Consider the following 23914-nt stretch of genomic DNA (forward strand, 5'->3'; position numbering starts at 1 on the left):
GCGACTGGCCGCAAACCACTCGTGGCCGTTACATTGAGTCACATAAGTTAGCCCGCAAAACACAACACACTTAAAGGATTACTATGTCGACTCAAAGCAAATGCCCGTTTAATCACGCAGCAGCCACAGGCACAAATAATAATGACTGGTGGCCAAATCAACTTAACCTGAAAATTTTACACCAGCACAATAACAAGTCGAACCCACTGGACCCGGACTTTGATTATGCTGAAGCATTCAAGCAGCTTGATCTTGAAGCGGTTCGCCAAGACTTGTATGCCCTGATGACGGACTCACAAGACTGGTGGCCTGCCGATTACGGTCACTACGGCCCATTTTTTATTCGTATGGCATGGCACAGTGCCGGCACCTACCGCACCTCGGATGGCCGTGGTGGTGGCGGAACTGGTTCACAGCGTTTTGCACCACTAAACAGCTGGCCGGATAACGTCAACTTGGATAAAGCACGTCGCTTATTGTGGCCGATCAAACAAAAATATGGCCAGAGCATTTCATGGGCTGATTTATTTATCTTAACGGGTAACTGCGCCTTAGAGTCGATGGGACTTCAGACAGTAGGATTCGCCGGTGGCCGCGCTGATGTGTGGGAGCCCGAAGAAGATATCTACTGGGGTAAAGAAACCACGTGGTTAGATGACAAGCGCTACCAAGGTGACCGCGAGCTTGAAGACCCGTTAGCGGCGGTACAAATGGGTTTGATTTATGTAAACCCGGAAGGCCCGAACGGCAAGCCTGATCCATTGGCTTCTGCGTTTGATATTCGCGACACTTTCGCTCGTATGGCGATGGATGATGAAGAAACGGTAGCGCTGATTGCCGGTGGCCACACCTTCGGTAAAACGCACGGCGCTGGCGATGCAGCACAAGTGGGTGCAGACCCTGAAGCTGCTGGTTTGACAGAGCAAGGCCTTGGCTGGAGCAATAGCATGGGGACTGGCGTTGGAGTCGATACGATTTCTAGCGGCTTGGAAGGTGCATGGACGCCAAACCCAATTCAATGGGATAACGGCTACTTCGATATGTTATTCGGCTTTGATTGGGAGCTAACCAAAAGCCCAGCGGGTGCATGGCAGTGGAAGCCAGCAAATGGCGAAGCGGCTGACTTGGTACCCGATGCACACGACGCCACCAAACGCCACGCACCCATGATGGCCACCTCGGATATCGCTCTGAAAGAAGATCCTATTTACTTGGAAATTTCTAAGCGCTTTCACGAGAACCCAGACGAATTGGCCGATGCATTTGCACGGGCTTGGTTCAAACTGACTCACCGCGACATGGGGCCAAACTCTCGCTACTTGGGCTCACTGGTTCCGTCGGTTGATTACATTTGGCAGGACCCGATTCCAGCAGCGGCTAAGGAATTGGTTAACGAGGCGGATATCGCCGAGCTGAAAGCCATTATCCTGAAATCCGGTTTGAGTATTTCAGAATTGGTATCTACCGCTTGGGCCTCTGCTTCAACATTCCGTGGTTCGGATATGCGTGGTGGTGCTAATGGTGCCCGTATTCGCTTAGCGCCGCAGAAGGATTGGGAAGTTAACGAGCCAGCACAATTAGACAAGGTATTGAGCACACTGGAAAGCATTCAAAGTGATTTCAACAAGGCACAAACTGGTGATAAGGAAGTGTCTCTGGCTGACTTGATTGTATTGGGCGGTAACGCAGCCATTGAGCAGGCGGCGAAAAATGCCGGTCAGGTTGTGGCGGTTCCATTCAAGGCAGGCCGTGGCGATGCCACCGCTGAGCAGACCGATACTGAAGCCTTTGATGTATTGGAGCCGGTGGCTGATGGCTTCCGTAATTACTTAAAAACGGAGTACTCGGTAACTGCTGAAGAGATGCTGGTAGACCGCGCTCAGTTACTGACCTTAACCGCACCAGAAATGACGGTGTTGGTGGGTGGCTTGCGAGCCCTGAACACCAATGTCGGCGGCGCTAAGCACGGCTTGTTCACTGACAAAGTTGACACTTTGAGCAATGACTTCTTCGTTAACCTGCTGGAGATGAGCACCAAGTGGATGCCAGTGGATAACAAAGAGGCGGTATTTGAAGGTAAGGACCGCAAGACTGGCGCACTGAAATACACCGCAACGCGCGTTGATTTGTTGTTCGGCTCCAACTCTCAGCTGCGTGCATTGGCTGAAGTGTATGCTACGGCAGACGCGACACCGCGCTTCATCAGAGACTTTGTCGCCGCGTGGACTAAGGTCATGGAATTGGACCGTTTCGACCTGAAATAATCCAACCCTCTCAACCGATCCCTTCCAACCGATCCTGTAAGACTACCCTCGCCGCCATTCTTGGTTGCGAGGGTTTTTTATTGATGATTAAAATCCAGCAATGACCTCTTCAATCACCTGCGCAATCACCTCGATATCCGCAGGACCAAAAGTCAGCGGCAAGCGCATATCCAAAGTGTTAGACAAAATCGCCAGCGTTTGCGGCAGCTTCGGCGCTTCACCCAAATAACGCCAGCTATCAAAGCGGCTGGTAAAGCCTTGCGGATCGGCACTGCCAAACCACTTTAACTCAACCCCTTGTGCGGCACAGGCGGCAACAAACTCCGGAATCTGTTCATGGCTTAGCCCGATCGGACGGAACTGAATCGAGCTACCGACATAAAATTCCTGCTCAGGGCGCACCGGCAACTGAATACCGGGAATGCGGCTAAACAGCATTTCGGCGGCTCGATATAAATCATTCCAACGTTTGCAGTTAGCTTCGAAAAGCGGCAACTGCGCCCGTAAAATAGCCGCGCGTAAGTTATCCATGCGACCGCTGTAATTGGGCGTATCTAAACGGATATCGTTAAACACCTCTGCCGCTGGCGCTGCGCCATGTCGCTCGTACAACATGTAAGAGCCGGAATGCATGACTGCACGCGCCATAATTTCTGCATCGTCGGTGGTTAGTAAGCCACCTTCACCGGAATTAATGTGTTTATAAGTCTGTGTACTAAAGCAGGCAATCTTGCCGAAAGTGCCGGAGGCTTTGCCATTCCAGCTAGCGCCCATGGTGTGCGCGCAATCTTCGATTAGCATAACGCCGTGTTTTTCGCACAGTGCAACGATGGCATCCATATCCGCCAAGTGCCCGCGCATGTGTGAAATCATAAAAAAGCGACTGCCGCTTTCTTGCATCATCTTTTCCAGATGAGCTAGATCGACACAGTAATTTTCATCGATTTCGACCAGTACCACCGTGCCACCGGCATTGTTAATGGCGCCAGGAACGGGCGCTAAGGTGAAGGCATTGGTTAGTACTGGCTCGCCGTTTTTGATGCCAGCAGCTTTGAGGGCAATGTGGAGTGCGTAGCCGCCGGAGGCGCAGGCTAGGCAATATGGTACGCCTAGGTATTTGGCATATTCTTTCTCTAATAACTCAGCCTCGGAGAGTTCACCCGGTAGTGTGTTGTAGCGGTGTAAGCGGCCTGAACGGAGAATTGCTACCGCGCGCTCAATACCCGCTTCGGGGATTGGTTCTTGCTGGGTAAATGACTTGCTGAAATAGTGCTGGGGTGACTGTGGCATGATTTCTCCAGTGGTTGTGGCGCGTAAGATTATTAGAGTTTATCCCCAAGCTTGCTTTAGAGTATAGGGGCCAGCAGCGACCTAATGATTGCCCCACTAGGCTGTTATCACCCTGAAATAAAGCGGACAAAGAACCGGACACAACGGTTACTTACGTGAGCGCACAAACCTATTTAAACTATTGATAATTAAATTCTTTTAGGTAAGCCAACACCCGTCATTGAAGTGGCCATAAAAGCGGACATCTCAGCATTTACAATTTGTCTTTGAGGTCTTCCCACAACCTAGGCGTTGCCGCCCACATAAGACTCCCCTCCAGTAAACCGTTATTCCTCAGAAAATCTGAAACACAGCCACCCGCTTCCTCAATCAATAAAATACCCGCCAATGCATCCCAGCTATTTAAATGCGCTTCGTAATAGCCGTGCACTTGCCCTGAAGCCACATGCGCCAGCATTAATGCACCTGCGCCAAAGCGACGGTACTCAATATCGTGCTCATCCAACATGACCAATACATCTAAATAGTTTTGCAGCGGTCGGCGATTCGAACGGCCTAATCCTAAAATAGCCTGCCCCGCTTCCGGCTCTTGAACCGCTAAACGAACACCATTTAAACAAGCCCCTTCGCCGCGCTTAGCACTGAAAAACTCATCGCGATCTGGTGCATAGATAAAGCCCAACTCCAGCACGCCCTGCTTTACGTAGGCGACTGATACACACCAGTAGTCCATATTTTGCAGGTAGTTGGTGGTGCCATCTATAGGATCAATCACCCAAATACCTGCGTCCTCGGCTAGCTCATTATCGCCACTTAAGCCGCCCTCCTCACCCAAAAACGCATCTCCCGGATGCAATGCATTAATCACTTCCCGAAGCTCGTTCTCCACCAATACATCGGCTTCTGATACAAAATCCTGACGCCCTTTTACCGTGACCGACAAGCCTTCCTTCCGAAACTGTTGCGCACGTTTTCCAGCGCGGCGAATGGCCTCTTCTAAGGCTTGGTATTGCTGCTGATTACTCATAATGATTCACTTTTAATGGATTAATAATTAGAGATTTAAGGATGGCGAGGTATGACGCAGCACTAACGAAACCGGCACAATTTCCATACGCTGCGCCAGCTCCGCATTATTGCCACGACTAGCCAGACACCAGAGCGCCCGTCGAGCAACCGCGACCGCATCTTGCCTGATGGTGGATAAGCGATAACTGTATTGCGCGGCTTGCGGGACATCATCAAAGCCGATTAGCTGGAAGTCTTTCGGTGCATCTAAACCCTGCTCCCGCATGCCATCCAGAAAACCGCAGGCCAACAAGTCATTCGCACAAAACACACCATCGACCACTTGCTGGCTCTGGCACAGCTCATGCGCCGCTAAGCGCCCGCCTTCATAGCCATCGCTCTTTGCCCAAATCGGCAATAAGGATTTAAATAACTCAGGCGCACGGCCTTGCAAGCTTTCAAAAAAGGCTTCACCGCGATTCACTCCTCCCCAGGTTGAGTTGGGAAAATTTAGCCAACCGGGACGCTGACAACCACTATCGATCAATTGCTGTGCGGCTAATTCGGCCCCTGCCACATTATCTGAACACACAAAATCCACACTCGGGATTTCGGAATAACGATTGATACCCACCACCGGAATATTGAACTGAATGCATTCCTTAATCAGTTCGGTGGGTGGCTGACCTGAGGTCACGATCACACCCGATACCCGAAACTGAGTAAAGCGGCGAATGGTGGCTTCCAGCTCCTGCGCACTGCCTACTTCAGTAACTAGCGCCTGATAGCCTTTGGCTTGTATCTCATTGATTAAGCTCTCCAGCAAGCGACTACGAAAGGGATCGCTCAGCCGCGCCACCACCACACCAATCAATAAGCTACGTTTGCGATTTAAACCCTGCGCCAAGAAATTCACCTGATAACCTAGCTGCTTAGCGGCCTTCTCAACTTTTGCTCTAGTGTCTGGTGACACGCTGCCATTATTGGTTAATGTTCGAGAAACTGCCGCTCGCGAGACGCCTGCCAGATCGGCCACATCCTGCGCCGTTACCGTGCCTTGTTTAGACTTTGGCATAATCGTAATACCTATGCGGTTTGCTAGCTTTCATCTAAACCGGATATTGGTGATGTCACCTCACCTAAATCAAACCCTCCTAGCTTTATCTCAGCTAAGTTAAAGCTCATGCCATCACGGCTTAAAAACAGCTTGGCCACATCACGCGCGGCCACTTCAATCTCCGGAATATATTCATCAAAGCAGTGATAAACCCCGAGCGCTTTCACTTGGGTGCTACTCAGTAGGTTTACACAATCAGGAAAATCCCCATGCGAGGAGTCCGGAGCTAAAGCCTGAAACGAGGCACATTCCTGAAAGGCTAAATCAGCCCCAAACATCAGCTGGCGCGTGGCTTCGGTAGGCCTTCCATCACCACTGTAAAACAAAACCTGATCATCGATCTCTAAACGCAGCGAACGGTTATTCACTTCATGCACCGTCTCCGCGGTTTGCAGCTGCCAATGCTTCCAGCTAAAAGCATCGGTAATCTCATGCCACTGGATTTCAAAGCAAATCGTGGTAGCCGGCCAAATGGCCAAAGCCACTAATTGCTCTAAGACTTCCTGTTGATCTGCCTGACAAAAAATATCCAATGGCTCGCTGCGTTTAAAGCTTTTCCACTGATTCAGCAGCGCTGGCAAACCCGAACAATGGTCCGGGTGAATGTGCGTGAAATAAATTGCGTTCACTTCATTTATTCCAACACCTTGTGCCCAAATCGCTCTTGGAACGGTTGGCCCGCAATCGATAAGCCATTGATTTTGCGTGTCATCCTTAATCATTATCGACGACGTATTATTAAGCGTTGAGAACGCGCTACCACTTCCAATTACCTTCACTTTCATCTCGTTACACCAAATTGTCATGCTCGTTTAATCAAACTGTCATAAAGATACGACACAGTAGGTACCCATAATGTCAGCTACAGGTTGCATTTTTATGACAATCGAGTGAACACGTGTTCATTTCTTAAAAAAAGTTCTAAAAATGCCGTAGCGCCTTTGATCAGTACCGGGATAACTATGACACATTTGCGCATCGAGAATTTACAGGCCAGCTACGGCAAAAAGTTAATTCTGAACGACATCAACCTTGCCGTAGATCAAGGCGAGATGATTGCCCTACTGGGGCCATCGGGCTGTGGCAAGACAACCTTGCTCAATGCGCTGTGTGGTTTTATGCCGGTGGCTCAAGGTGATATTTTCGTTGGCGGGCGCACGATTACTAAGCTGGCAGCCGAGAAGCGCAATATCACTATGGTGTTTCAAAGCTATGCGTTGTGGCCGCACATGACGGTTGGCCAAAATATTGGTTATGGCCTGAAGGTACAAAAAGTGAAGCCGCTGGAAATTCAAAAGCGCATTCGTGAGCTATTAAGCATTGTGAATCTGGAAGGCTTGCAGGATGAGAAAGTCACGGCACTCTCCGGCGGCCAACGCCAGCGAGTGGCTTTAGCGCGGGCCTTAGCGATTCGCCCCGATGTGTTAGTGATGGATGAGCCGCTCTCTAATTTGGATGCCAAGGTTCGGCTCAGCGTGCGCCACGAGATTAAAGCCCTGCAACAACAACTTGGCTTCACCTCACTGATAGTGACGCATGATCAGGAGGAAGCACTGGTGATGGCCGATCGCATTGCGGTGTTAAATAATGGCCAAATTGAGCAACTGGGCACACCAGAGCAAATCTATCACCAGCCTGCGACCGCCTTTGTCGCTGACTTTATGGGTGCGGATAACAAACTGACATTTGACTCCGAAGATGAGCTTAAGGATAGCCTCTCAGCTAATAGCCCAGCCTTAGCCAGACTCCCTGAAAAATTACTAACTAAGCCTTCGGGTCGCCGCCAGATTTTGTTTCGCAGCGAGCATGTTGCCGTGCATAGCGACACAACTTCAAACCTTCTTAGCGACTCGCTGCAGCTCTCTGGCCTTATCCAACAAAGTGCCTTTTTAGGCAACAGTTATCGAATGAGTGTGCGCTGCGGGATGCACACCCTTCAGGCAGATCATGCCATAAATCTGCCAGCCAATACTCCCGTGACCTTATCTGTTCCAGCCGATGCCTTGCACGTTTTCTAGCGCTACGCATCACCTTAAAACTTGTTGTTAATTTAAAACCTCTACGTTTAATGAATAAGGAAGAATCATGTTAAGTAAATTCAAGATCCTTGCACTGGCGTCACTCAGCCTAACTCAGCTTGCCGGAAACGCTTACGCCGATACCACGCTAAATGTGGTGTCTGCCGGTGGCCAGAATATGGTCGACTACGTAAAAACTTATCTGGCACCAAAGTTTGAAGCGGCTCACCCCGGCGTTAAAGTGAATATCGTCGGCACCGGTCCAGGCGACGCTGGTTCTCATAAGATTTTAGAAAAACTGGCCGCGCAGAAAAACAGTGGCCTTGAAAACTGGGATGTTGATGTGGCCGTGGTTCATCAAAAGATTGGTGGCGAGATGGTCGAAAGTGGCTTGCTGGCCAACTACCGCAGCGACATTAAAACCGGCAAACTGGTCTCTCGCGACAGCGCTGAGAATGCTTTAGGTGTGGATGTTAGCGGCTATGTTATGCCGATGTTCCACAGCCAAACCGCCATCGCCTACAACAGCGACTTAGTTAAAAACCCACCAAAATCTTACGATGAATTGGTGAAGTGGACACAGGAAAACCCTAGAGCCTTCGGCTATAACGGCATCAAAAATGGCATGTCTGGCGTGAGCTTTGTGACTGGTTGGATTTACGCTTATGGCACCGATGCGGCAAGATTATCCAGCGCACCGTACAGCAAAGAAGTCGGAGCGGGCTGGGAAAAAGCATTCGCCGATCTAAAAGCATTTAACAAAAACATCACCTTCACTCCGGGCAATGCCGGCACCTTGGATATGCTGAATCGCGGTGAGATTTTCATGGGGCCAGTCTGGGTCGATATGTTTTACAGCTGGAAAGATCAGGGCAAGATTCCTCCATCCATGAAGCTATCGCTGATTGCGCCGGGAATGCCAGGGCAGCCGATGTATTACGTGACTCCGGCTAAAGCCACCAATGCTAAATTGGCACGTGAATTCATCGAGTTGGCAACCAGCGCCGAGGTACAGGCTGAAGGCATTGTTAAACGTTTTAACTGGTATCCGGGGATTGATGCACAGCACGTAAAAGGCAATTTAGACTCTGCAACGTGGGAGAAGTTGTTCGCTGAAATAACACCGGATGATTTATCCAAATACGGTAAAAGCTTCCCGATTGCGCCGTTCTTTGATGATATCAAAGAAGGTTACGAGCGTCAGGTAGCAAACTAATCGAGCAAAGTACGCCCTGAGCGCACTCCTTCGCGCTCAGGGCTGTATTAATTTTCAGGATAATTTCATGCGCCATCCCACACATTCCAACCTATGGTTAATTGCTCCCGCTGCTTTAATGGTGGGGCTGTTCTTTCTGTATCCGCTGTTCTTTTCGCTGTACTCGGCGGTCACGCTTGATGGCGTATTAACGCTGGCGCACTTGCAGAAAGCCTTTGAGCTTTACTCCAATGACATGCTGTTTACGGTCATTATTGTATTAATTAGCGTGGCTATTCTAGCCGTGTTATCGGTAACCATTGCGGCGCTGATTACACTCTCACCGTTTCGCTCGCTGGTTGGCATTCTGGGATTTATCTACCGTATTCCACTGTTTATTCCGTTCATTGTCACCGCGCAAATGATGCGCACCTTTCTGGCTAAAAATGGCTTAATGAATAATGCCTTTGTGGCCTCCGGTGCCATGACGCCAATGGAGACTATCTCCTTTCTAGGCTGGAGCGGCATCATTATTGTATTTGTCTGGAAGCAATTAGCCTTTTGTACCCTACTGATTACTGGCGCGATGGCGGCTTTGGATGAGTCGCAGATCAGAGCTGCCCGTAACTTGGGCGCATCACGCATTCGTATTTTATTTCAAATTATTCTGCCACAAATTGGCCCAACGCTGGGCGTGGCAATGGTGTTATCAACAGTCACGATTATGTCGGTGTTATCCGTTCCGCTAATGATCGGCACCGGCACGCCAACCATGATGACCACCGACATGGCATTCCGCATTAACTCTTATGGCGACTACCATGTGGCCAATGCATTGAGCTTAGTCTCCTACCTGATTTGCGCCGGACTGGCTTGGTTCTATCTACGCCAAAGCTTAAAAGATAAAGGAGCTCTGTAATATGTCCATCGCTAAACACAGTGTTCAAACCAGCGCACAAACCAGTACTTACACAAGCCATCAACGCTCGCTTTACGAAGTGCTGCACTTAGACAAACTGCGCACCAGTTTCTGGCTGCAATGCCTGTTCATTTTAGCCTTCGCGCTAATTCTATTCGGGCCAATTGCCAACCTGCTGATCTGGACAGTTGCCGAAACATGGTATTTCCCACATGCGCTACCTTCGGAGTGGGGATTCAAGTATTGGCATCAGGTATTTAACCCTTACAGCGATGTGTCGGGCTCTTTGCTGACCAGTGTTTTAATTGCAGTACTCACTGTGATTGTCTGTTTGCTGGTCTCGGTTCCGGCAGGCTATGCGCTCTCCAAACGCAGCATGCCATTCCGTGCTTTTTGGATGCTGTTGTTTTTGATTCCGCAGGCATTTCCCAATCTCACGGTGTATATCAATATCGCTCGTATTTTTTACGACTTCGGGCTCAATGGCACACTGCTCGGTGTCGTGCTGGTGCATAGCGTGCACGGCTTAATGTTTTCCGTATGGATTAGTGTGGCAGCGTTTTCAACAACTGACCCGATGCTGGAGCGTGCCTCACGCAACTTAGGCGCTGGGCCGGTGTATACCTTCTTTCATATCGTATTGCCGCAAGCCATACCGGGGATTATTGCCAGCTGCATTTTTGTGTTTTTAGAATCGCTGGATGAGTTTACCGGGACATTCTTTGTCGGTGCTCCGGATATCACCACCCTGCCGTTGCTGCTGTATACCGCGAGCATGGAGGGTAACTATCAGATTGCATCAATTACGGCGTTGATTTTACTGGTGCCGTCGATTGGCTTTATGGTGATTATCAATAAGTTTATGAAACCGGAAATGCTATCCAAACTGGGGAAATAAACGGGCTTACCCTGAAACATCAGGTAAGCCCCTGCCCTCGCATAACATTAATCCAGATGAAACACCTCTTCCATCCCCGCCCACCATTCGCCAGCGTCCCGAGTTTCTAAGGGTCGCTGCATTGGGCCGCATACTTTCCACCATTCCTGTGTCACAGGATCAGCGGCAATACTCGCATTATCCGCTTCAAAATCATCCCCCACATATTCCCAATAGCTAAACATCAGGTTTTCAGGCTGGCGTAAAAAGATAGAATAATTGGTAATATTCGACTGGCTCAGCCGTGCCAATACCTCAGGCCAAACCGCGCTGTGGACCTTTTTATATTCTTCGATGTGCTCGGGCGCAATACCAATAACCATGGACATACGTTGCATAAGTGATTCCTCAAGGTGTTTGTAAATTATATTAATTAAGTCGATAAAAACGGCTGGCCGTGCCAGAAAATAGTGCTTGGCGCTCGGCCTCACTACAGTGTTGTGTCATGGTTTTGGCAGCTTGTAGCCAGTCTCCATACTCACCCACCAACTCCAATACCGGCCAATCACTCCCCCACATCACGCGCTCTGCACCAAAGCATTCCAGTACACATTGTGCGATGGGCGAGAGGCTATCGGCGCTCCAACCATTGCCATATTCATTAGCTAAACCAGAGAGCTTGCAATAAATTTGCGGATGCTCCGCTAACTGGCGTATGCCTTTATGCCAGTCGTCACTGGCGGCATTGCCAGCAGCAATCACCGGCTTGGCGCAATGATCAATAACCATTGGCAGCTCAGGTATTTCATTGGCGAGTTGATTGATAATATCGAGGTGTCGGGGCGTAATTAACGCATCCATACTCAAGCCTAGTTTGGCCAGTTGCTTCAGGTTTTCCATGACTACCGGCTGGAGAATCCAATGGCTGTCTTCAATATCCTGCAGCATCGGGCGAATGCCTTTGAAGTGCGGGTCGCGCGCCAGCGTCGCCAAAGTTTCAGGGGTAGATTCCAAGGTTAAATCAACCCAGCCAACCACGCCTTGTATCCAATTGTGCTGCTTGGCAAGACTTAATAAGAACTCGGTTTCCTCAACCGTGGCGGCCGCTTGAACCACAACCGTTGCCGTCACACCCAGCGGTGGCGCGATCGCTTGCAAGTCTGGCGGTAGAATATCGCGACGAATAGCCGCAACAGAATCATCCATCCAGAAATAGTCACCCCGGTCGATTTTCCAGAAATGCTGATGCGCATCTATTACTTGCATTACTTCCCGCTCCTATGGTTTATTATAATAAAATACAATACAGACTCTGAAACCACAAGCGCTACAGAGTGACTGTTTAACCTTTCAACGGATTAGCACTCATGATTTCAACTCCAATACTCCAGTTCGGCACTAGCCGCTTCCTGCAAGCACACGCAGATTTATTTGTTTCAGAAGCGCTGGCCGCTGGCAAAGCCGTCGGTAAAATCACCATTGTGCAAAGCTCTGGCAGCGCGGATCGAGCCGGGCGTTTGGCGGCATTGGCAGATGAAGCCGGTTACCCCGTGCAAGTGCGCGGCGTATCCGCTAGGCAAGTAGTGGACTATGAAACCCGCGTTCACAGCGTGGCGCGTACCCTACCCACCCAAACTGACTGGGATGAAATTCAACGCATTGCCGTGGAGGAGGCGCAGTTTGTTTTATCCAACACCAGCGACACAGGCTTTCAGCCCTCCCCTTCCGATAGCGAGCTGAGCTTTGTGCAATCCATGTCGTATCCTGCGAAATTATTGCAGCTGTTGATTGCACGCTTTCAGGCTGGCGCAGGTGGCATTCAGGTCATGCCAATGGAGTTGATTGTGGATAATGGCCAAGCGCTGCGCGATCGTGTGCTTGAGATTGCCGAAGTGCATCCACAAGCTGGGCTGATCGACTACCTGAAAAATGACGTGGTTTGGGTTAACTCACTGGTTGATCGCATTGTATCGGAGCCGATTGAACCGGCTGGCGCAGTGGCCGAGCCCTATGCGCTCTGGGCGATTGAGAATCAGGCCGGGCTTCAGCTGCCCTGTGAGCACCCCTCTGTGCAAGTCGTGGATAGCCTTGAAATCACTGAATCGCTCAAGCTGTTTATCCTAAACCTCGGGCATACCTATTTGGTTGATCGCTGGCAACAGGCGGGTGCTAAGCCACATGAGTTTGTGCGTGAGCTATTGGAAGATGCGGACTATAACAAGGCGCTCAAGTCGCTGTATGAAACAGAAGTAATTCCGGGCTTTAAAGCCGCCGGTTTACAGCAAGCGGCGAAGGACTATGTGCTCGCTACGATGGACCGCTTTTCCAATCCATTCCTTGATCACAAGCTGGCGGATATTGCCCAAAATCATACTGAAAAAGTAGAGCGACGTATCAAAGCGTTTCTAACGTGGGCGGCTGACCATGGGGATGAGTCTGCAAAACCACAGCTGGCAGCAATTGTTGCCAGCCAAGTCTAGCTGGCAGGGCAAACGCATGAACATAAATCAAACAATCAGTCCCAGAATATGGCATAAGTACTTCTCACTCCAGCCACAGCCTTTCCGTTTATTTTTGATGCCTAGCTTAATCGTCGTATCTTGTTTAAGTAAATTCAACGCAATTTGTCGGGCAGTGGCCAGGTTCTTAGCGGCAAATCCCTGCCGAGCGCGGGATTGATCCTCATTGAAAGCAACATCCAACACCCAATGCAGATTATTCTCCACCTGCCAGTGCTGGCGACTGGCGATCAGTACCGCCTCGGCGGACATCACCCGGCTACTCACAAAGTAACGAATATCACTGGTTTTCTTTTCGCCTACCTCCCGATCATACTGAATTGCGGCAACCGTTTTAGCCCCCCAGCTCTTGAGTGCCGGCCACCCGGAAGCGTCTTGCACCGAACAACGGCGATACTCCTGACGGTGGTGTTTCGCATCCGTCATCACACTGAACGCTGGATCAGTCGGTGAGTCCTCCGGATGCTGTGCCCAATAACCCATAAAGTGAGTATCGATGGCGTTATACAGACTCCGTTGGTTCTTTTTAACCGCTAATAGGTAATCCGCTTGCTGCTTCACAATTTGACTCGCAATCTTCTTTTGACAGCTCATTGCATCCGCCGTCACTAAGCACCCTTTAATCGCCAGCTTTTCCAGCAAGGTAGGGACTGCCGTGATTTCGTTTGACTTGTCATTTACCGTCTCCTGACCTAAACAAATACCCAGCTCAGTGGACCAGGCATTGACGGTATGACTGGTGGGGGCAGAGTGACCGCGGGAGCCACGTTGCGTTTTCCCATCAACCGCAATGACACCCGCTAACTCCGTTTGTACTAATGTGTCCTGTACCCATTCGATAAAAATATCATGAAAATGCGCCGGATCCAGCAATGAAAACAAGCGGTTAAAGGTATCATGAGACGGAACACCGCCAGGGAGTTTCAGATAGCGACGAAACCAATCTTCACGGGTTTTTGCGTATAATTCGATGCTATTCCAGTCATCAGCACCACACAAAATACCGCAGACCGCCATAAAAATGGCTTCACTAAAGCGGTGGCTGCATTTGTTAGACTGACGAGGGTCGGGGAGTTGTTCGATGTATTCTAAGAGTGAGCGCTGACTCATGAAGAAAAATCTTCATTTTATAGGATACCTGGCCCTGAAATTGATTATTTTATGTTCATGCGTTTGCCCTGAGTCTAGCTGGCTAGCTAACTGGCAATCTTTACACCAAATTATTCACTCGCAGCGATGACAGCAAGGTCTCCTGCGAGGTCTTCATATGTTTATTAACGGTTTGTTCCACCAACGTCTCATCGCCGCCTTCCAACACTTCAATCCAGCTTAAGTGCTCTCTTACCGCCACTTCATTACGCTGGCGCTCGCCATCCTTATTCCATTGATAGTGGTAATGGAAAATCAACGCGATGACTTTTTGAAAATCCACCACAAAACGGTTTTTAACCACGCTATTAATGGTGCGGTGAAACTTCTCATCCAAGCGCGAGAACTCATGATAGTTCGTGTCGATATTTTCCAGCAGTGTCGTATGCTCAACCCGCAACTTAGCCAAGTCCTTCCACACAGGATTATCCTTAGGCAAACGCACGAAGGTCTTCATCGCGTTTAATTCCAACAAGGTACGAAACTCGGATAGCTCCATGGCATAGTCCAGCGTAAAGCCCAGCAATATCCAACCACCACGCGGCTTACGCTCCACCAAACCAAAGCGACTCAAGCTGGCTAAAAACTCTTGCAAAGTATGCGGGGCAACTTCGAACTCTTTGGAGAGTTGCGCCACATTTAACGCGGTATTTGGCGGCACATCAAAGCGCGCCACCCAGCCTAAAAAGCGGCTTTGCAGCGATTCGATACTGGTATTCTTACGTTCTATTTTGATGCGGTCTTTAGCGAGCGGCTTGCGAATCAGCGTTTTCTGGCGACCGTCCCACAGAATGATTTTTTCATCATGCAGGCGTTGCAATGCATTGCGCACCACGGTCCGGCTCACACCCACTTCTTTAGCCAATGCCATCTCCGACGCCAGCTTATCGTCGAGCGCCAGCGCGCCACAAATATCAAGCAACTTGTTATACGCCTCTCGATAGCGTGCATCAGGTCTCGCCATTCCATATCCACCTTTTGTCGATTGTTGCCTCATTCTAGCAAGCTTTTGTCTATTAATCATAAAAAACCATTGACTTGGATTTCAACCTACTTCATTATGTTTTTTATTATTAAATACTTAATTCATTTAAGTCTTTGGGAGAGGAAATTTTGGCACTTATCAAACGCAATGAGGCGGGGAAACTTCGTCTGGCGATTTCAGCCGGCATGTTTCACAAGCTATCCGCACTACTCACACTGTTAATTCTGATTATCATTTTCTCTTTTGGTAATTCCGCTTTCCTATCCGTTAATAACGGCCTCACCATCCTGCTGCAAACCGCGATTATTGGCCTGCTCGGTATCGGCATGACCATGGTCATTATTACCGGCGGTATCGATCTGAGTGTTGGTTCGGTACTGGCACTGTCCGGCACCATTACCGGCTTAATGATTAAAGCAGGGATGCCAGTGGTTCCGGCGATGTTTTTCGGGGTTGTCACCGGTGCATTGTGCGGGCTATTTAATGGCTTCGTCATTACCAAAATGCGCATCACCCCCTTTGTCGCCACCCTTGGAATGATGTTGATTGCCCGTGGTGTCGCCCTACAACTCACCGGCGCAGCCCCAATCTCACAACTGGGTGAAGGCTTTGGTGTATTAGGTAATGGCGCACTGTTTAGAGTGGTTGAAATGGGCAGCAATGGCTTCCCGAAAGTGATTTTCCCCGGTATTCCCTACCCTGCCATCCTATTGATCTTTATGGCAGTTTGCGTCGCCTATGTATTAAATCGCCGTCAGATTGGTCGTCATATTTATTCGGTTGGCTCTAATGAAGAAGCGGCTCGCTTATCTGGTGTGAAGGTTCACAGAACCAAGATGATCGCTTACACATTTTCCGGTGCACTAGCAGGTTTATCCGGCGTCGTGCTGATGTCTCGCTTGATCACCGTGCAGCCTAATGAAGGTGTGATGTACGAGCTGGATGCGATTGCAGCCGCGGTTATCGGCGGCGCCTCACTGATGGGTGGCGTGGGTAATATTTCCGGCACCATGATCGGTGCATTCATTATCGGTGTGCTGAGAAACGGCTTAAACATGGCCGGCACCTCATCATTCATTCAACAAATTGTGATTGGTTTCGTCGTCATTCTGGCGGTGTATATCGATCAAGTCAGAAACCGGCGCTAAGGCCCGGCTAAAAGTACCGTCGCAAGACGTCTGTTTTTTACAAGGAGAAGGAAGCATGAACAAGGTTATTACAACACTGATGGTTGCAGGCTCATTACTGGTTGGCCCACTGTCAGCAACTGCTGGTGAAATTGCCGTTATCGTAAAAACGACCAATTCAAACTTTTGGCAAAATGTAAACAAAGGTGCCAACGCTGCAATCGCAGGGCAAAAAGAGCACACCATTACGTTCAACGGCCCAGCTTCCGAGTCTGCTGTCGCAGATCAGGTCAATCTGGTTGAAAACGCGATCAACCGTGGTGTATCCGCGATTGTATTAGCGCCATCCGATCCTGATGCATTGAGCCCCGTGGTTAAGCGTGCTTATGAGTCGGGTATTCCGGTTGCGATTATTGATTCGGCTTTAGGCGAAGGCGCTAAGGGTACTTACCAAACGTTTTTATCAACCGATAACAAAGCTGCTGGCGAAACAGCCGCTAAGTTGATGATTGATAGCGTTGGCCAAACCGGCAAAGTGGCTGTGATGTCTTATGTGGCGGGTGTGGGTTCTGAAATCGGTCGTGTAGGTGGCTTTATCGACTACCTGAAAGCAAACTCAAAACTGGAAGTGGTTGGTCCTTTCTACTCGCAATCTCAAATGGCGATGGCGCTTAACCAAACCACCGATATTCTGGCAGCGAATACTGACCTGGTAGGTATTTATGGCGCAAACGAGCCAACCGCTGTAGGCATGGGCCGCGCATTGGTACAAGCCGGTAAAGCAGGCAGCTTAACGGCGATTGGCTTTGATGGAAATCAAGATCTTCAAGCCTTTGTTCGCGATGGCACATTGAAGGCAACCGCAGTTCAGGGTTCATTCCAAATGGGTGAGCTGGGCGTACAAGCAATGCTGGATATGCTGGATGACAAGAAAATCGAATCATTCATTGATACCGGCGTTGTGATGGTTACTAAAGAAAACATCGACTCTGATGTCGCGAAAAACGTTCTGTACTAAGCAACACCGAAAAAAGCAATGCCGAAAACGATAAGCAACACGCAGTGAACGCTTGCCGGCGGATCTCCTCCCCGTCGGTAAGCATTTAAACTCAACACAGGAGTCATAAGATGACCGGCCAAAACCAAACCGCCTCCCCGCTAGTCGAGATGCTCGACATAAAAAAACGCTTTGGTGGAGTCGAGGCAATTCGGGGCGTATCGCTCGATTTACACCCCGGTGAAGTCGTCGGCGTGCTGGGGCACAACGGTGCCGGAAAGTCCTGCCTGATGCGTATTCTCTCTGGCGCAATGGACGCCACAGAAGGCCATATTAAAGTGCGCGGCGAAGCCAAAAAACTGAGCACGCCACAAGATGCCCGCGCCTGCGGCATCGAAACTATTTATCAAACACTGGCACTGGCGGATCACTTAGATGCGCCCTCCAACCTATTTCTGGGACGTGAGTTAAAAACCCGTTTCGGCAACCTTGATGACAAACGTATGATGGAAGAGGCTCGCAAAGCCCTGCATCGTTTGAATCCCAATTTCAAAAACCTCAGCGATCCGGTTTCCAGCCTGTCCGGTGGACAGCGCCAGGTGATCGCCATAGCCCGCGCCATCTATTTCAATGTCAAAATTTTGATTATGGATGAGCCCACCGCGGCACTAGGCCCCTCAGAAACGGCGATGGTCGCTGAGATCATTAAAAAGCTACAAGCCGAAGGCATTGGCATCTTCCTGGTCAGCCACGATATGCACGATGTGTTTGAGCTATGCGATCGTATTATGGTGATGAACAAAGGCCAGAATGTCGGCTCCCATGCTATCGATGAAGTGACTAAAGACGATGTGCTAAGCCTAATCATCAAAGGCTCGCTGCCCGATGACTGGACACCCCGCAACGCGCAAACCCTAAACTAATTAACGAGGCTGATGTGAATAAAGCAGACACACAAACCATGCAATGCGGCACCTGTATTTCACCGGGTGATTTCCAACTGGTCGAGCGCGAGATGCCACAAACAGCACCGGAAGGCTGGGTACTGTTGGATGTTTCAAGCATCGGACTGTGCGGTACCGACTTTCATATTTTTGAAGGCAAGCACCCGTTCCTAAACTATCCCCGCGTAATCGGTCATGAGATTGGTGCAGTGGTTGCCGAATCTGCCGCTGGCTGGAATAAGGGCGATACCGTGGTGGTAAACCCATATCTATATTGCGGCGAGTGCCGTGCCTGCCAACGTGGCAAACCAAACTGTTGCTCGAATATCGAAGTACTTGGTGTACACCGCGATGGTGGTATGTGTGGGCGCTTAGCCGTTCCAGCCACCAACCTGTACTCTGCTGAAGGCCTGACGCTGACCGAAGCGGCTATGGTTGAATTCTTAAGTATTGGTGCACATGCAGTACGTCGCTCTGAAGTGACTAAAGGCGACCGCGTGTTAGTAGTCGGCGTTGGCCCAATTGGGATTGGTGCCGCCCTATTCGCTCAGCTTGAAGGTGCCGATGTGCACTTGATGGATTTGAGTGAAACCCGCATGGCCGGCGCTCAAAAAGCCTTTGGTTTTGACAAGCTACATAAAGTTGGCTCCGATATTTTAAGCGGTGATTTGGCGGATGGCTTTGATGTGGTGTTTGATGCTACCGGCAATAAGCAATCTATCGAAGGTGGCTTTCCATTGTTGGCGCACGGCGGAACCTATGCCCTGGTCAGCGTGGTAAAAGACGACATCACCTTTTCAGATCCTGAATTTCACAAGCGTGAAATGCGTTTGATCGGTAGTCGTAACGCCCTAAAAGAAGACTTCGATCACGTGATTGATACGCTGCGTAACAAGCGCATCGACAGCAGTAAACTCTGCTCAGAAGTGGTGCCCATGGAAAATATTGAGTCGCGCTTATCAGCACTGGTCGATGACCGAGACAACCTGATTAAAGTCGTTGTAAAAATCTAAGCCCGAGGCCAATTATGACTGAGCAAACCGCCAAAGCCCTGCAATTACATGCCTCAGACAATGTCGTCATTGCCTTAAGTGATCTTGTTGCCGGAGAGCAGATTCCACCCAATGCCACCACGCTATTACAGCCAGTGCCATCGGGCCATAAAATCTGCATTGCCGATATCAAGCAAGGTGAGCGAGTCCTGAAATACGGGCAATCCATTGGTCAGGCAACCGCCGATATTAAAGCTGGCGAGCATGTGCATACTCATAACTTAGGCATGGGCGAACATCAGCAGGACTATGGCTTTAGTAGTGAATATGTCCCCTTGCCCGCTCCTGATCGTGAGTACACCTTTGAGGGCTTTCAGCGCGCCAATGGCAAAGTCGGCACCCGTAACTACATCGGTATTATCACCTCGGTGAACTGCGCAGGCTCGGTGGCGAAGTTTATTGGCGAAGCGGTTGAGCGCGAAGGCTTGTTGGATGCCTTCCCGAACATTGATGGCATCGTACCTATCGTGCATGGCACCGGCTGCGGCATGTCATCCAAAGGTGAAGGCTTCGAGACGCTGCATCGTACCCTCAACGGCTATGCGCACAATCCAAATTTCGGCGCAATTTTGCTAATCGGTTTAGGCTGCGAAGTGATGCAAGTCTCCGGATTGGTGAATCAACCATTATTTGAAGACACCACCCGCTACCGCTATATGAACATTCAACAAGTGGGTGGAACGCGCCAAGCCATTGAACAAGGCAAAGCAGTGATTCGGGAATTGGCGAAAGTCGTTAATCAGGATAAACGCAGCACCACACCCGCCTCTTCGCTGGTGATTGGAATGCAGTGCGGCGGCTCGGATGGTTACTCCGGCATTACCGCCAACCCGGCACTGGGCGCAGCATCCGATTTAGTGATTCGTCAAGGCGGCACCATGCTGCTCTCTGAAACCTCCGAAGTGTATGGCGCAGAGCATTTGCTCACCCGACGCGCCGTTAGCCCGGAAGTGGGGCAGCGCTTAATCAACCGTATTCATTGGTGGGAAGACTATTGCGCGCGCAATAGCGGCGAGATGGACAACAACCCTTCGCCCGGCAATAAACTTGGCGGCTTAACCACTATTTTGGAGAAATCCCTAGGGGCTGCAGCCAAAGGTGGCACCGCGCCCATGAGCGATGTGATCAAATATGCCGAACCGCTAAACGCATCCGGCCTCGTGTTTATGGATAGCCCTGGCTACGACCCTTGCTCGGTAACCGGCCAAGTAGCGACCGGCGCGAATATGATTATCTTCACCACTGGCCGTGGCTCGGTATCCGGCTTTAAGCCGTCGCCCTGCATCAAAATGGCCTCCAATACCGATATGTACCAACGCTTGATTGAAGACATGGATATCAACTGCGGCGACATTATCGGAGGCGATGTGAGCATTGCCGACAAGGGAGAGCAGATCTTTCAGTTAATCCTTGAAATTGCCTCAGGCAAAGAAACCAAAAGTGAGACCTTAGGATTTGGCAGTACAGAGTTTGTGCCGTGGCAAATTGGCGCGGTGATGTAATGAAATCAGTATTTTTATGGAGCAGTCACAATGAGTAACAAAACCGGAAGGCTTGAAGGCAAAATCGCATTAATTACTGCCGCAGGCCAAGGTATTGGTCGGGCAACAGTCGAAGCCTATGTACGTGAAGGCGCAACAGTCTACGCCTGTGATATTAACGATGACTCAATCGCCGAGCTTAATTTAATCGATGGCGTGAGTGCATTTCACCTTGATGTCACCGATGCAGAAGCCGTGGAAGCAGCCGTCGCCAAACTACCGACGCTTGATGTGCTGTTTAACTGCGCGGGCTATGTGGCGAGCGGTTCCATCCTTGAATGCGACGAGGAAAGCTGGGACTTTAGCTTTAACCTCAATGTAAAAGCCATGTACCGCCTGATTAAACTAACTCTGCCTGCAATGCTTGAAAATGGCGGTGGATCGATTATAAATATGTCGTCAGTTGCCTCTTCAATGAAGGGCGTTCCTAACCGTTTTGTGTACTGCGCCTCTAAGGCTGCCGTGATCGGCATGACCAAAGCCGTGGCTGCCGACTTTGTTACCAAAGGCATTCGCTGCAATGCAATTTGCCCCGGCACAGTGGATAGCCCATCGCTACATGACCGACTGCGCGACACCGGCGACTACGATAAAGCGCTCACAGACTTTATCGCCAGACAGCCTATGGGACGTGTGGGTCATGCTGATGAAATTGCCGCGCTGGCACTGTATCTCGCCAGTGACGACAGCGCATTTACCACCGGTCAGACACATGCCATTGATGGCGGCTGGTCAATCTAACTCTTAAGGAAACCAATAGAATGAAGCTTTTACGATTTGGCCCAGTGGGCGCAGAAAAACCAGGAATCCTGGACGACGAAGGCAATATCCGTGACTTGTCCTCAGTGATTGACGATGTAGCAGGCAGCGCTCTGGATGATGCCTCACTTGAAAAAATTCGCGCACTGGATATTAGCAGCTTGCCCGTAGTGAGCGGCGAACAACGCCTTGGCGCATGTGTTGGTAACGTTGGAAAATTCATCTGCATCGGTTTGAACTATGCCGATCACGCAGCGGAAAGTGGCTTAGACCTACCTGAAGAGCCGGTGATTTTCTTTAAGGCTACCTCTGCGATTTCTGGCCCGAATGATGATGTTGAGATTCCTCGTACTTCAGTAAAAACAGACTGGGAAGTTGAGCTTGGCGTAGTTATTGGCAAGCACACAAAATACGTATCACCAGAAGAAGCACTTGATCATGTCGCGGGCTATTGCGTGGTGAATGATCTGTCGGAACGTGATTTTCAAATCCACCGCTCGGGCCAGTGGGTAAAGGGAAAATCTTGCGATACCTTCGGTCCTATCGGCCCTTGGCTGGTGACGCGTGATGAAATTCCTAACCCGCAAGATCTTGATATGTATCTTGAAGTGAACGGCCACCGCTATCAAAACGGCTCGACTAAAACGATGCACTTTGATGTCGCGACCTGCATTTCTCACCTATCGCAATTCATGAGCTTGCAACCAGGCGATGTGATTTCTACCGGTACACCACCGGGCGTTGGCCTTGGAATGAAGCCTGAAAAGTACCTCAATGCTGGCGACAAAATGGAGCTGGGCATCCAAGGTTTAGGAGTACAAAAACAAAATGTGGTCGCGGGCTAATGACCAAAATCACCCAGATTACGACGCGCGATTTGCGCTTCCCAACGTCGGAGTCACTTGATGGCTCCGACGCCATGAATCCTGATCCTGACTACTCGGCAGCCTATGTCGTGTTAGAAACGGATGGGGAGCATGAAGGCCATGGACTTACCTTCACCATCGGGCGCGGCAATGAGATTTGTGTTGCTGCAATCAATGCCATGCGGCATTTGGTGATTGGGTTGGACTTAGACTGGGTGCGTGAAGATATGGGCCGCTTTTGGCGTCATATTACCGGCGATAGCCAACTGCGCTGGATTGGGCCGGATAAGGGCGCAATGCATTTGGCAACTGGCGCAGTGGTGAATGCCGTTTGGGATTTACTGGCCAAAGAATCGGGCAAGCCCGTATGGCAGCTAGTCGGTGACATGTCGCCGGAAGAAATCGTAAAACTGGTTGATTTTAGATACATCAGCGATGTGCTGACACCGGACGAGGCTTTGAATATTCTCCGCAAAGCCGAGTCCGGCAAGGCCGCGCGCATTGCCACACTCAAGCAAGAAGGCTATCCCTGCTACACCACCTCAGCGGGATGGCTGGGCTACTCCGATGAGAAGTTACGCCGGCTGTGTCGTGAGGCAAAAGCCGCTGGCTTTACCCATACCAAGTTCAAAGTCGGACGTGATTTGGATGATGACATTCGCCGCTTAAGCATTGCTCGCGAAGAGCTTGGCGAAGACATGAATATCATGATCGACGCCAATCAAGTTTGGGAAGTAGATCAAGCAATCGAGTGGGTTAAAGCACTCGAATTTGCGCGACCACTCTTCATTGAAGAGCCGACAAGCCCTGACGATATTTTTGGCCATCAGAAGATTCGCAAAGCGGTTGCGCCCATCAAAGTGGCTACCGGTGAAATGTGCCAAAACCGCATTATGTTTAAGCAGCTGATTGCTAATGGCGCGATTGATTTTGTACAGATTGATAGCTGCCGTTTAGGTGGTTTAAATGAAGTATTGGCGGTGCAATTAATGGCGGCGAAGTTCGGCTTGCCGGTTTGGCCACATGCCGGAGGCGTTGGGCTTTGTGAATATGTGCAGCACCTTTCAATGATTGATTACGTCGTAATCACCGGTGAGAAAGATGACAAGCGCATTGAATTTGTTGACCATCTTCATGAGCATTTTGTAGATCCTTGTGTTGTGAAAAATGGTGCATACATGGCACCGGGCAAGCCGGGTTTTTCGATTGAGATGAAGCCGCAAACCCTGAAAGACTTTGAGTTTTCCAGCCAAGCACCTAAAGCCACCACTAAGCATTAAAACCATC

Annotated in this window: 22 protein-coding genes; 14 read left to right on the forward strand and 8 right to left on the reverse strand. The window is 50.0% G+C overall.

Annotated elements, in window-relative coordinates; translation table 11 throughout:
* Nucleotides 1-83: 83 nt before the first annotated feature.
* Entirely contained in the window at nt 84-2264 is a 2181-nt protein-coding gene (gene katG / locus LEUMU_RS0116840) for a catalase/peroxidase HPI (RefSeq protein WP_022953472.1), read from the forward strand.
* Nucleotides 2265-2351: 87 nt separating this feature from the next.
* Here the strand turns inward: katG and LEUMU_RS0116845 are convergent, their stop codons facing one another.
* The 4 genes from LEUMU_RS0116845 to LEUMU_RS26570 form a co-directional block, all read right to left on the reverse strand.
* Complete coding sequence (locus LEUMU_RS0116845) at nt 2352-3554, reverse strand: DegT/DnrJ/EryC1/StrS family aminotransferase (protein WP_022953473.1); 1203 nt, start codon at nt 3552-3554, stop codon at nt 2352-2354.
* A gap of 253 nt (nt 3555-3807) precedes the next feature.
* On the reverse strand, nt 3808-4581 hold the full coding sequence (locus LEUMU_RS0116850; protein ID WP_022953474.1) for an inositol monophosphatase family protein: 774 nt from the start codon (nt 4579-4581) through the stop codon (nt 3808-3810).
* A 27-nt stretch (nt 4582-4608) separates the two neighbouring features.
* Nucleotides 4609-5637, reverse strand: a complete 1029-nt coding sequence (locus tag LEUMU_RS0116855) for a LacI family DNA-binding transcriptional regulator (RefSeq protein ID WP_022953475.1) — start codon at nt 5635-5637, stop codon at nt 4609-4611.
* 23 nt (nt 5638-5660) lie between these two features.
* Entirely contained in the window at nt 5661-6464 is an 804-nt protein-coding gene (locus LEUMU_RS26570; RefSeq protein WP_022953476.1) for an MBL fold metallo-hydrolase, read from the reverse strand.
* A 177-nt stretch (nt 6465-6641) separates the two neighbouring features.
* Between LEUMU_RS26570 and LEUMU_RS0116865 the strand changes: the two genes are divergently transcribed.
* From LEUMU_RS0116865 to LEUMU_RS0116880, 4 genes are all read left to right on the forward strand, one after another.
* On the forward strand, nt 6642-7697 hold the full coding sequence (locus LEUMU_RS0116865; RefSeq protein ID WP_022953477.1) for an ABC transporter ATP-binding protein: 1056 nt from the start codon (nt 6642-6644) through the stop codon (nt 7695-7697).
* A 67-nt stretch (nt 7698-7764) separates the two neighbouring features.
* Complete coding sequence (locus LEUMU_RS0116870) at nt 7765-8913, forward strand: ABC transporter substrate-binding protein (protein WP_022953478.1); 1149 nt, start codon at nt 7765-7767, stop codon at nt 8911-8913.
* A 67-nt stretch (nt 8914-8980) separates the two neighbouring features.
* Nucleotides 8981-9811 carry an ABC transporter permease gene (locus tag LEUMU_RS0116875; RefSeq protein WP_022953479.1) on the forward strand — a complete coding sequence of 277 codons (831 nt, stop codon included), beginning with the start codon at nt 8981-8983 and terminating at the stop codon, nt 9809-9811.
* 1 nt (nt 9812) lies between these two features.
* Complete coding sequence (locus LEUMU_RS0116880) at nt 9813-10709, forward strand: ABC transporter permease (RefSeq protein ID WP_022953480.1); 897 nt, start codon at nt 9813-9815, stop codon at nt 10707-10709.
* 47 nt (nt 10710-10756) lie between these two features.
* Here the strand turns inward: LEUMU_RS0116880 and LEUMU_RS0116885 are convergent, their stop codons facing one another.
* Entirely contained in the window at nt 10757-11086 is a 330-nt protein-coding gene (locus tag LEUMU_RS0116885; protein ID WP_022953481.1) for an L-rhamnose mutarotase, read from the reverse strand.
* A gap of 31 nt (nt 11087-11117) precedes the next feature.
* Nucleotides 11118-11954, reverse strand: coding sequence for an amidohydrolase family protein (locus LEUMU_RS0116890; protein ID WP_022953482.1), 837 nt, complete (start codon nt 11952-11954; stop codon nt 11118-11120).
* Nucleotides 11955-12055: 101 nt separating this feature from the next.
* On the opposite strand from LEUMU_RS0116890, the gene LEUMU_RS0116895 reads away from it, so the two are divergent.
* Nucleotides 12056-13168: a mannitol dehydrogenase family protein gene (locus LEUMU_RS0116895; RefSeq protein WP_022953483.1), complete on the forward strand. Its 1113-nt coding sequence runs from the start codon at nt 12056-12058 to the stop codon at nt 13166-13168.
* Between the two features lie 27 nt (nt 13169-13195).
* Here the strand turns inward: LEUMU_RS0116895 and LEUMU_RS0116900 are convergent, their stop codons facing one another.
* Nucleotides 13196-14317 carry an ISAs1 family transposase gene (locus LEUMU_RS0116900; RefSeq protein ID WP_022953484.1) on the reverse strand — a complete coding sequence of 374 codons (1122 nt, stop codon included), beginning with the start codon at nt 14315-14317 and terminating at the stop codon, nt 13196-13198.
* Nucleotides 14318-14417: 100 nt separating this feature from the next.
* The gene (locus LEUMU_RS0116905; protein ID WP_022953485.1) at nt 14418-15320 is read right to left on the reverse strand and encodes a GntR family transcriptional regulator; all 903 of its coding nucleotides are present in this window, start codon (nt 15318-15320) and stop codon (nt 14418-14420) included.
* Nucleotides 15321-15469: 149 nt separating this feature from the next.
* Between LEUMU_RS0116905 and LEUMU_RS0116910 the strand changes: the two genes are divergently transcribed.
* The 8 genes from LEUMU_RS0116910 to LEUMU_RS0116945 all read left to right on the forward strand — a co-directional run bounded on the left by LEUMU_RS0116910 (nt 15470) and on the right by LEUMU_RS0116945 (nt 23907).
* Nucleotides 15470-16489 carry an ABC transporter permease gene (locus tag LEUMU_RS0116910; RefSeq protein WP_022953486.1) on the forward strand — a complete coding sequence of 340 codons (1020 nt, stop codon included), beginning with the start codon at nt 15470-15472 and terminating at the stop codon, nt 16487-16489.
* 55 nt (nt 16490-16544) lie between these two features.
* The gene (locus LEUMU_RS0116915) at nt 16545-17486 is read left to right on the forward strand and encodes an ABC transporter substrate-binding protein (protein ID WP_022953487.1); all 942 of its coding nucleotides are present in this window, start codon (nt 16545-16547) and stop codon (nt 17484-17486) included.
* Nucleotides 17487-17596: 110 nt separating this feature from the next.
* Entirely contained in the window at nt 17597-18388 is a 792-nt protein-coding gene (locus LEUMU_RS0116920) for an ATP-binding cassette domain-containing protein (RefSeq protein WP_022953488.1), read from the forward strand.
* A gap of 14 nt (nt 18389-18402) precedes the next feature.
* Nucleotides 18403-19422 carry a zinc-binding alcohol dehydrogenase family protein gene (locus tag LEUMU_RS0116925; protein ID WP_022953489.1) on the forward strand — a complete coding sequence of 340 codons (1020 nt, stop codon included), beginning with the start codon at nt 18403-18405 and terminating at the stop codon, nt 19420-19422.
* A 14-nt stretch (nt 19423-19436) separates the two neighbouring features.
* Nucleotides 19437-20963 carry a UxaA family hydrolase gene (locus LEUMU_RS0116930; protein WP_022953490.1) on the forward strand — a complete coding sequence of 509 codons (1527 nt, stop codon included), beginning with the start codon at nt 19437-19439 and terminating at the stop codon, nt 20961-20963.
* Nucleotides 20964-20993: 30 nt separating this feature from the next.
* A complete protein-coding gene (locus LEUMU_RS0116935) occupies nt 20994-21743 on the forward strand; it encodes an SDR family oxidoreductase (RefSeq protein ID WP_022953491.1) in 750 nt (249 codons plus the stop codon).
* A 20-nt stretch (nt 21744-21763) separates the two neighbouring features.
* Nucleotides 21764-22606 carry a fumarylacetoacetate hydrolase family protein gene (locus LEUMU_RS0116940; RefSeq protein ID WP_022953492.1) on the forward strand — a complete coding sequence of 281 codons (843 nt, stop codon included), beginning with the start codon at nt 21764-21766 and terminating at the stop codon, nt 22604-22606.
* Entirely contained in the window at nt 22606-23907 is a 1302-nt protein-coding gene (locus LEUMU_RS0116945; protein ID WP_022953493.1) for an L-fuconate dehydratase, read from the forward strand. Before LEUMU_RS0116940 ends, LEUMU_RS0116945 begins: the two co-directional genes overlap by 1 nt.
* Nucleotides 23908-23914 lie beyond the last annotated feature (7 nt).

It is taken from the genome of Leucothrix mucor DSM 2157 (assembly GCF_000419525.1).
Classification (GTDB): Bacteria; Pseudomonadota; Gammaproteobacteria; order Thiotrichales; family Thiotrichaceae; genus Leucothrix; species Leucothrix mucor.

What these genes read in the sequence shown, in the direction of transcription:
- katG (WP_022953472.1), top strand. Translation starts at nt 84, where the DNA reads ATGTCGACTCAAAGCAAATGCCCGTTTAATCACGCAGCAGCCACAGGC.
- LEUMU_RS0116845 (WP_022953473.1), bottom strand. Translation starts at nt 3,554, where the DNA reads ATGCCACAGTCACCCCAGCACTATTTCAGCAAGTCATTTACCCAGCAA.
- LEUMU_RS0116850 (WP_022953474.1), bottom strand. Translation starts at nt 4,581, where the DNA reads ATGAGTAATCAGCAGCAATACCAAGCCTTAGAAGAGGCCATTCGCCGC.
- LEUMU_RS0116855 (WP_022953475.1), bottom strand. Translation starts at nt 5,637, where the DNA reads ATGCCAAAGTCTAAACAAGGCACGGTAACGGCGCAGGATGTGGCCGAT.
- LEUMU_RS26570 (WP_022953476.1), bottom strand. Translation starts at nt 6,464, where the DNA reads ATGAAAGTGAAGGTAATTGGAAGTGGTAGCGCGTTCTCAACGCTTAAT.
- LEUMU_RS0116865 (WP_022953477.1), top strand. Translation starts at nt 6,642, where the DNA reads ATGACACATTTGCGCATCGAGAATTTACAGGCCAGCTACGGCAAAAAG.
- LEUMU_RS0116870 (WP_022953478.1), top strand. Translation starts at nt 7,765, where the DNA reads ATGTTAAGTAAATTCAAGATCCTTGCACTGGCGTCACTCAGCCTAACT.
- LEUMU_RS0116875 (WP_022953479.1), top strand. Translation starts at nt 8,981, where the DNA reads ATGCGCCATCCCACACATTCCAACCTATGGTTAATTGCTCCCGCTGCT.
- LEUMU_RS0116880 (WP_022953480.1), top strand. Translation starts at nt 9,813, where the DNA reads ATGTCCATCGCTAAACACAGTGTTCAAACCAGCGCACAAACCAGTACT.
- LEUMU_RS0116885 (WP_022953481.1), bottom strand. Translation starts at nt 11,086, where the DNA reads ATGCAACGTATGTCCATGGTTATTGGTATTGCGCCCGAGCACATCGAA.
- LEUMU_RS0116890 (WP_022953482.1), bottom strand. Translation starts at nt 11,954, where the DNA reads ATGCAAGTAATAGATGCGCATCAGCATTTCTGGAAAATCGACCGGGGT.
- LEUMU_RS0116895 (WP_022953483.1), top strand. Translation starts at nt 12,056, where the DNA reads ATGATTTCAACTCCAATACTCCAGTTCGGCACTAGCCGCTTCCTGCAA.
- LEUMU_RS0116900 (WP_022953484.1), bottom strand. Translation starts at nt 14,317, where the DNA reads ATGAGTCAGCGCTCACTCTTAGAATACATCGAACAACTCCCCGACCCT.
- LEUMU_RS0116905 (WP_022953485.1), bottom strand. Translation starts at nt 15,320, where the DNA reads ATGGCGAGACCTGATGCACGCTATCGAGAGGCGTATAACAAGTTGCTT.
- LEUMU_RS0116915 (WP_022953487.1), top strand. Translation starts at nt 16,545, where the DNA reads ATGAACAAGGTTATTACAACACTGATGGTTGCAGGCTCATTACTGGTT.
- LEUMU_RS0116920 (WP_022953488.1), top strand. Translation starts at nt 17,597, where the DNA reads ATGACCGGCCAAAACCAAACCGCCTCCCCGCTAGTCGAGATGCTCGAC.
- LEUMU_RS0116930 (WP_022953490.1), top strand. Translation starts at nt 19,437, where the DNA reads ATGACTGAGCAAACCGCCAAAGCCCTGCAATTACATGCCTCAGACAAT.
- LEUMU_RS0116935 (WP_022953491.1), top strand. Translation starts at nt 20,994, where the DNA reads ATGAGTAACAAAACCGGAAGGCTTGAAGGCAAAATCGCATTAATTACT.
- LEUMU_RS0116940 (WP_022953492.1), top strand. Translation starts at nt 21,764, where the DNA reads ATGAAGCTTTTACGATTTGGCCCAGTGGGCGCAGAAAAACCAGGAATC.
- LEUMU_RS0116945 (WP_022953493.1), top strand. Translation starts at nt 22,606, where the DNA reads ATGACCAAAATCACCCAGATTACGACGCGCGATTTGCGCTTCCCAACG.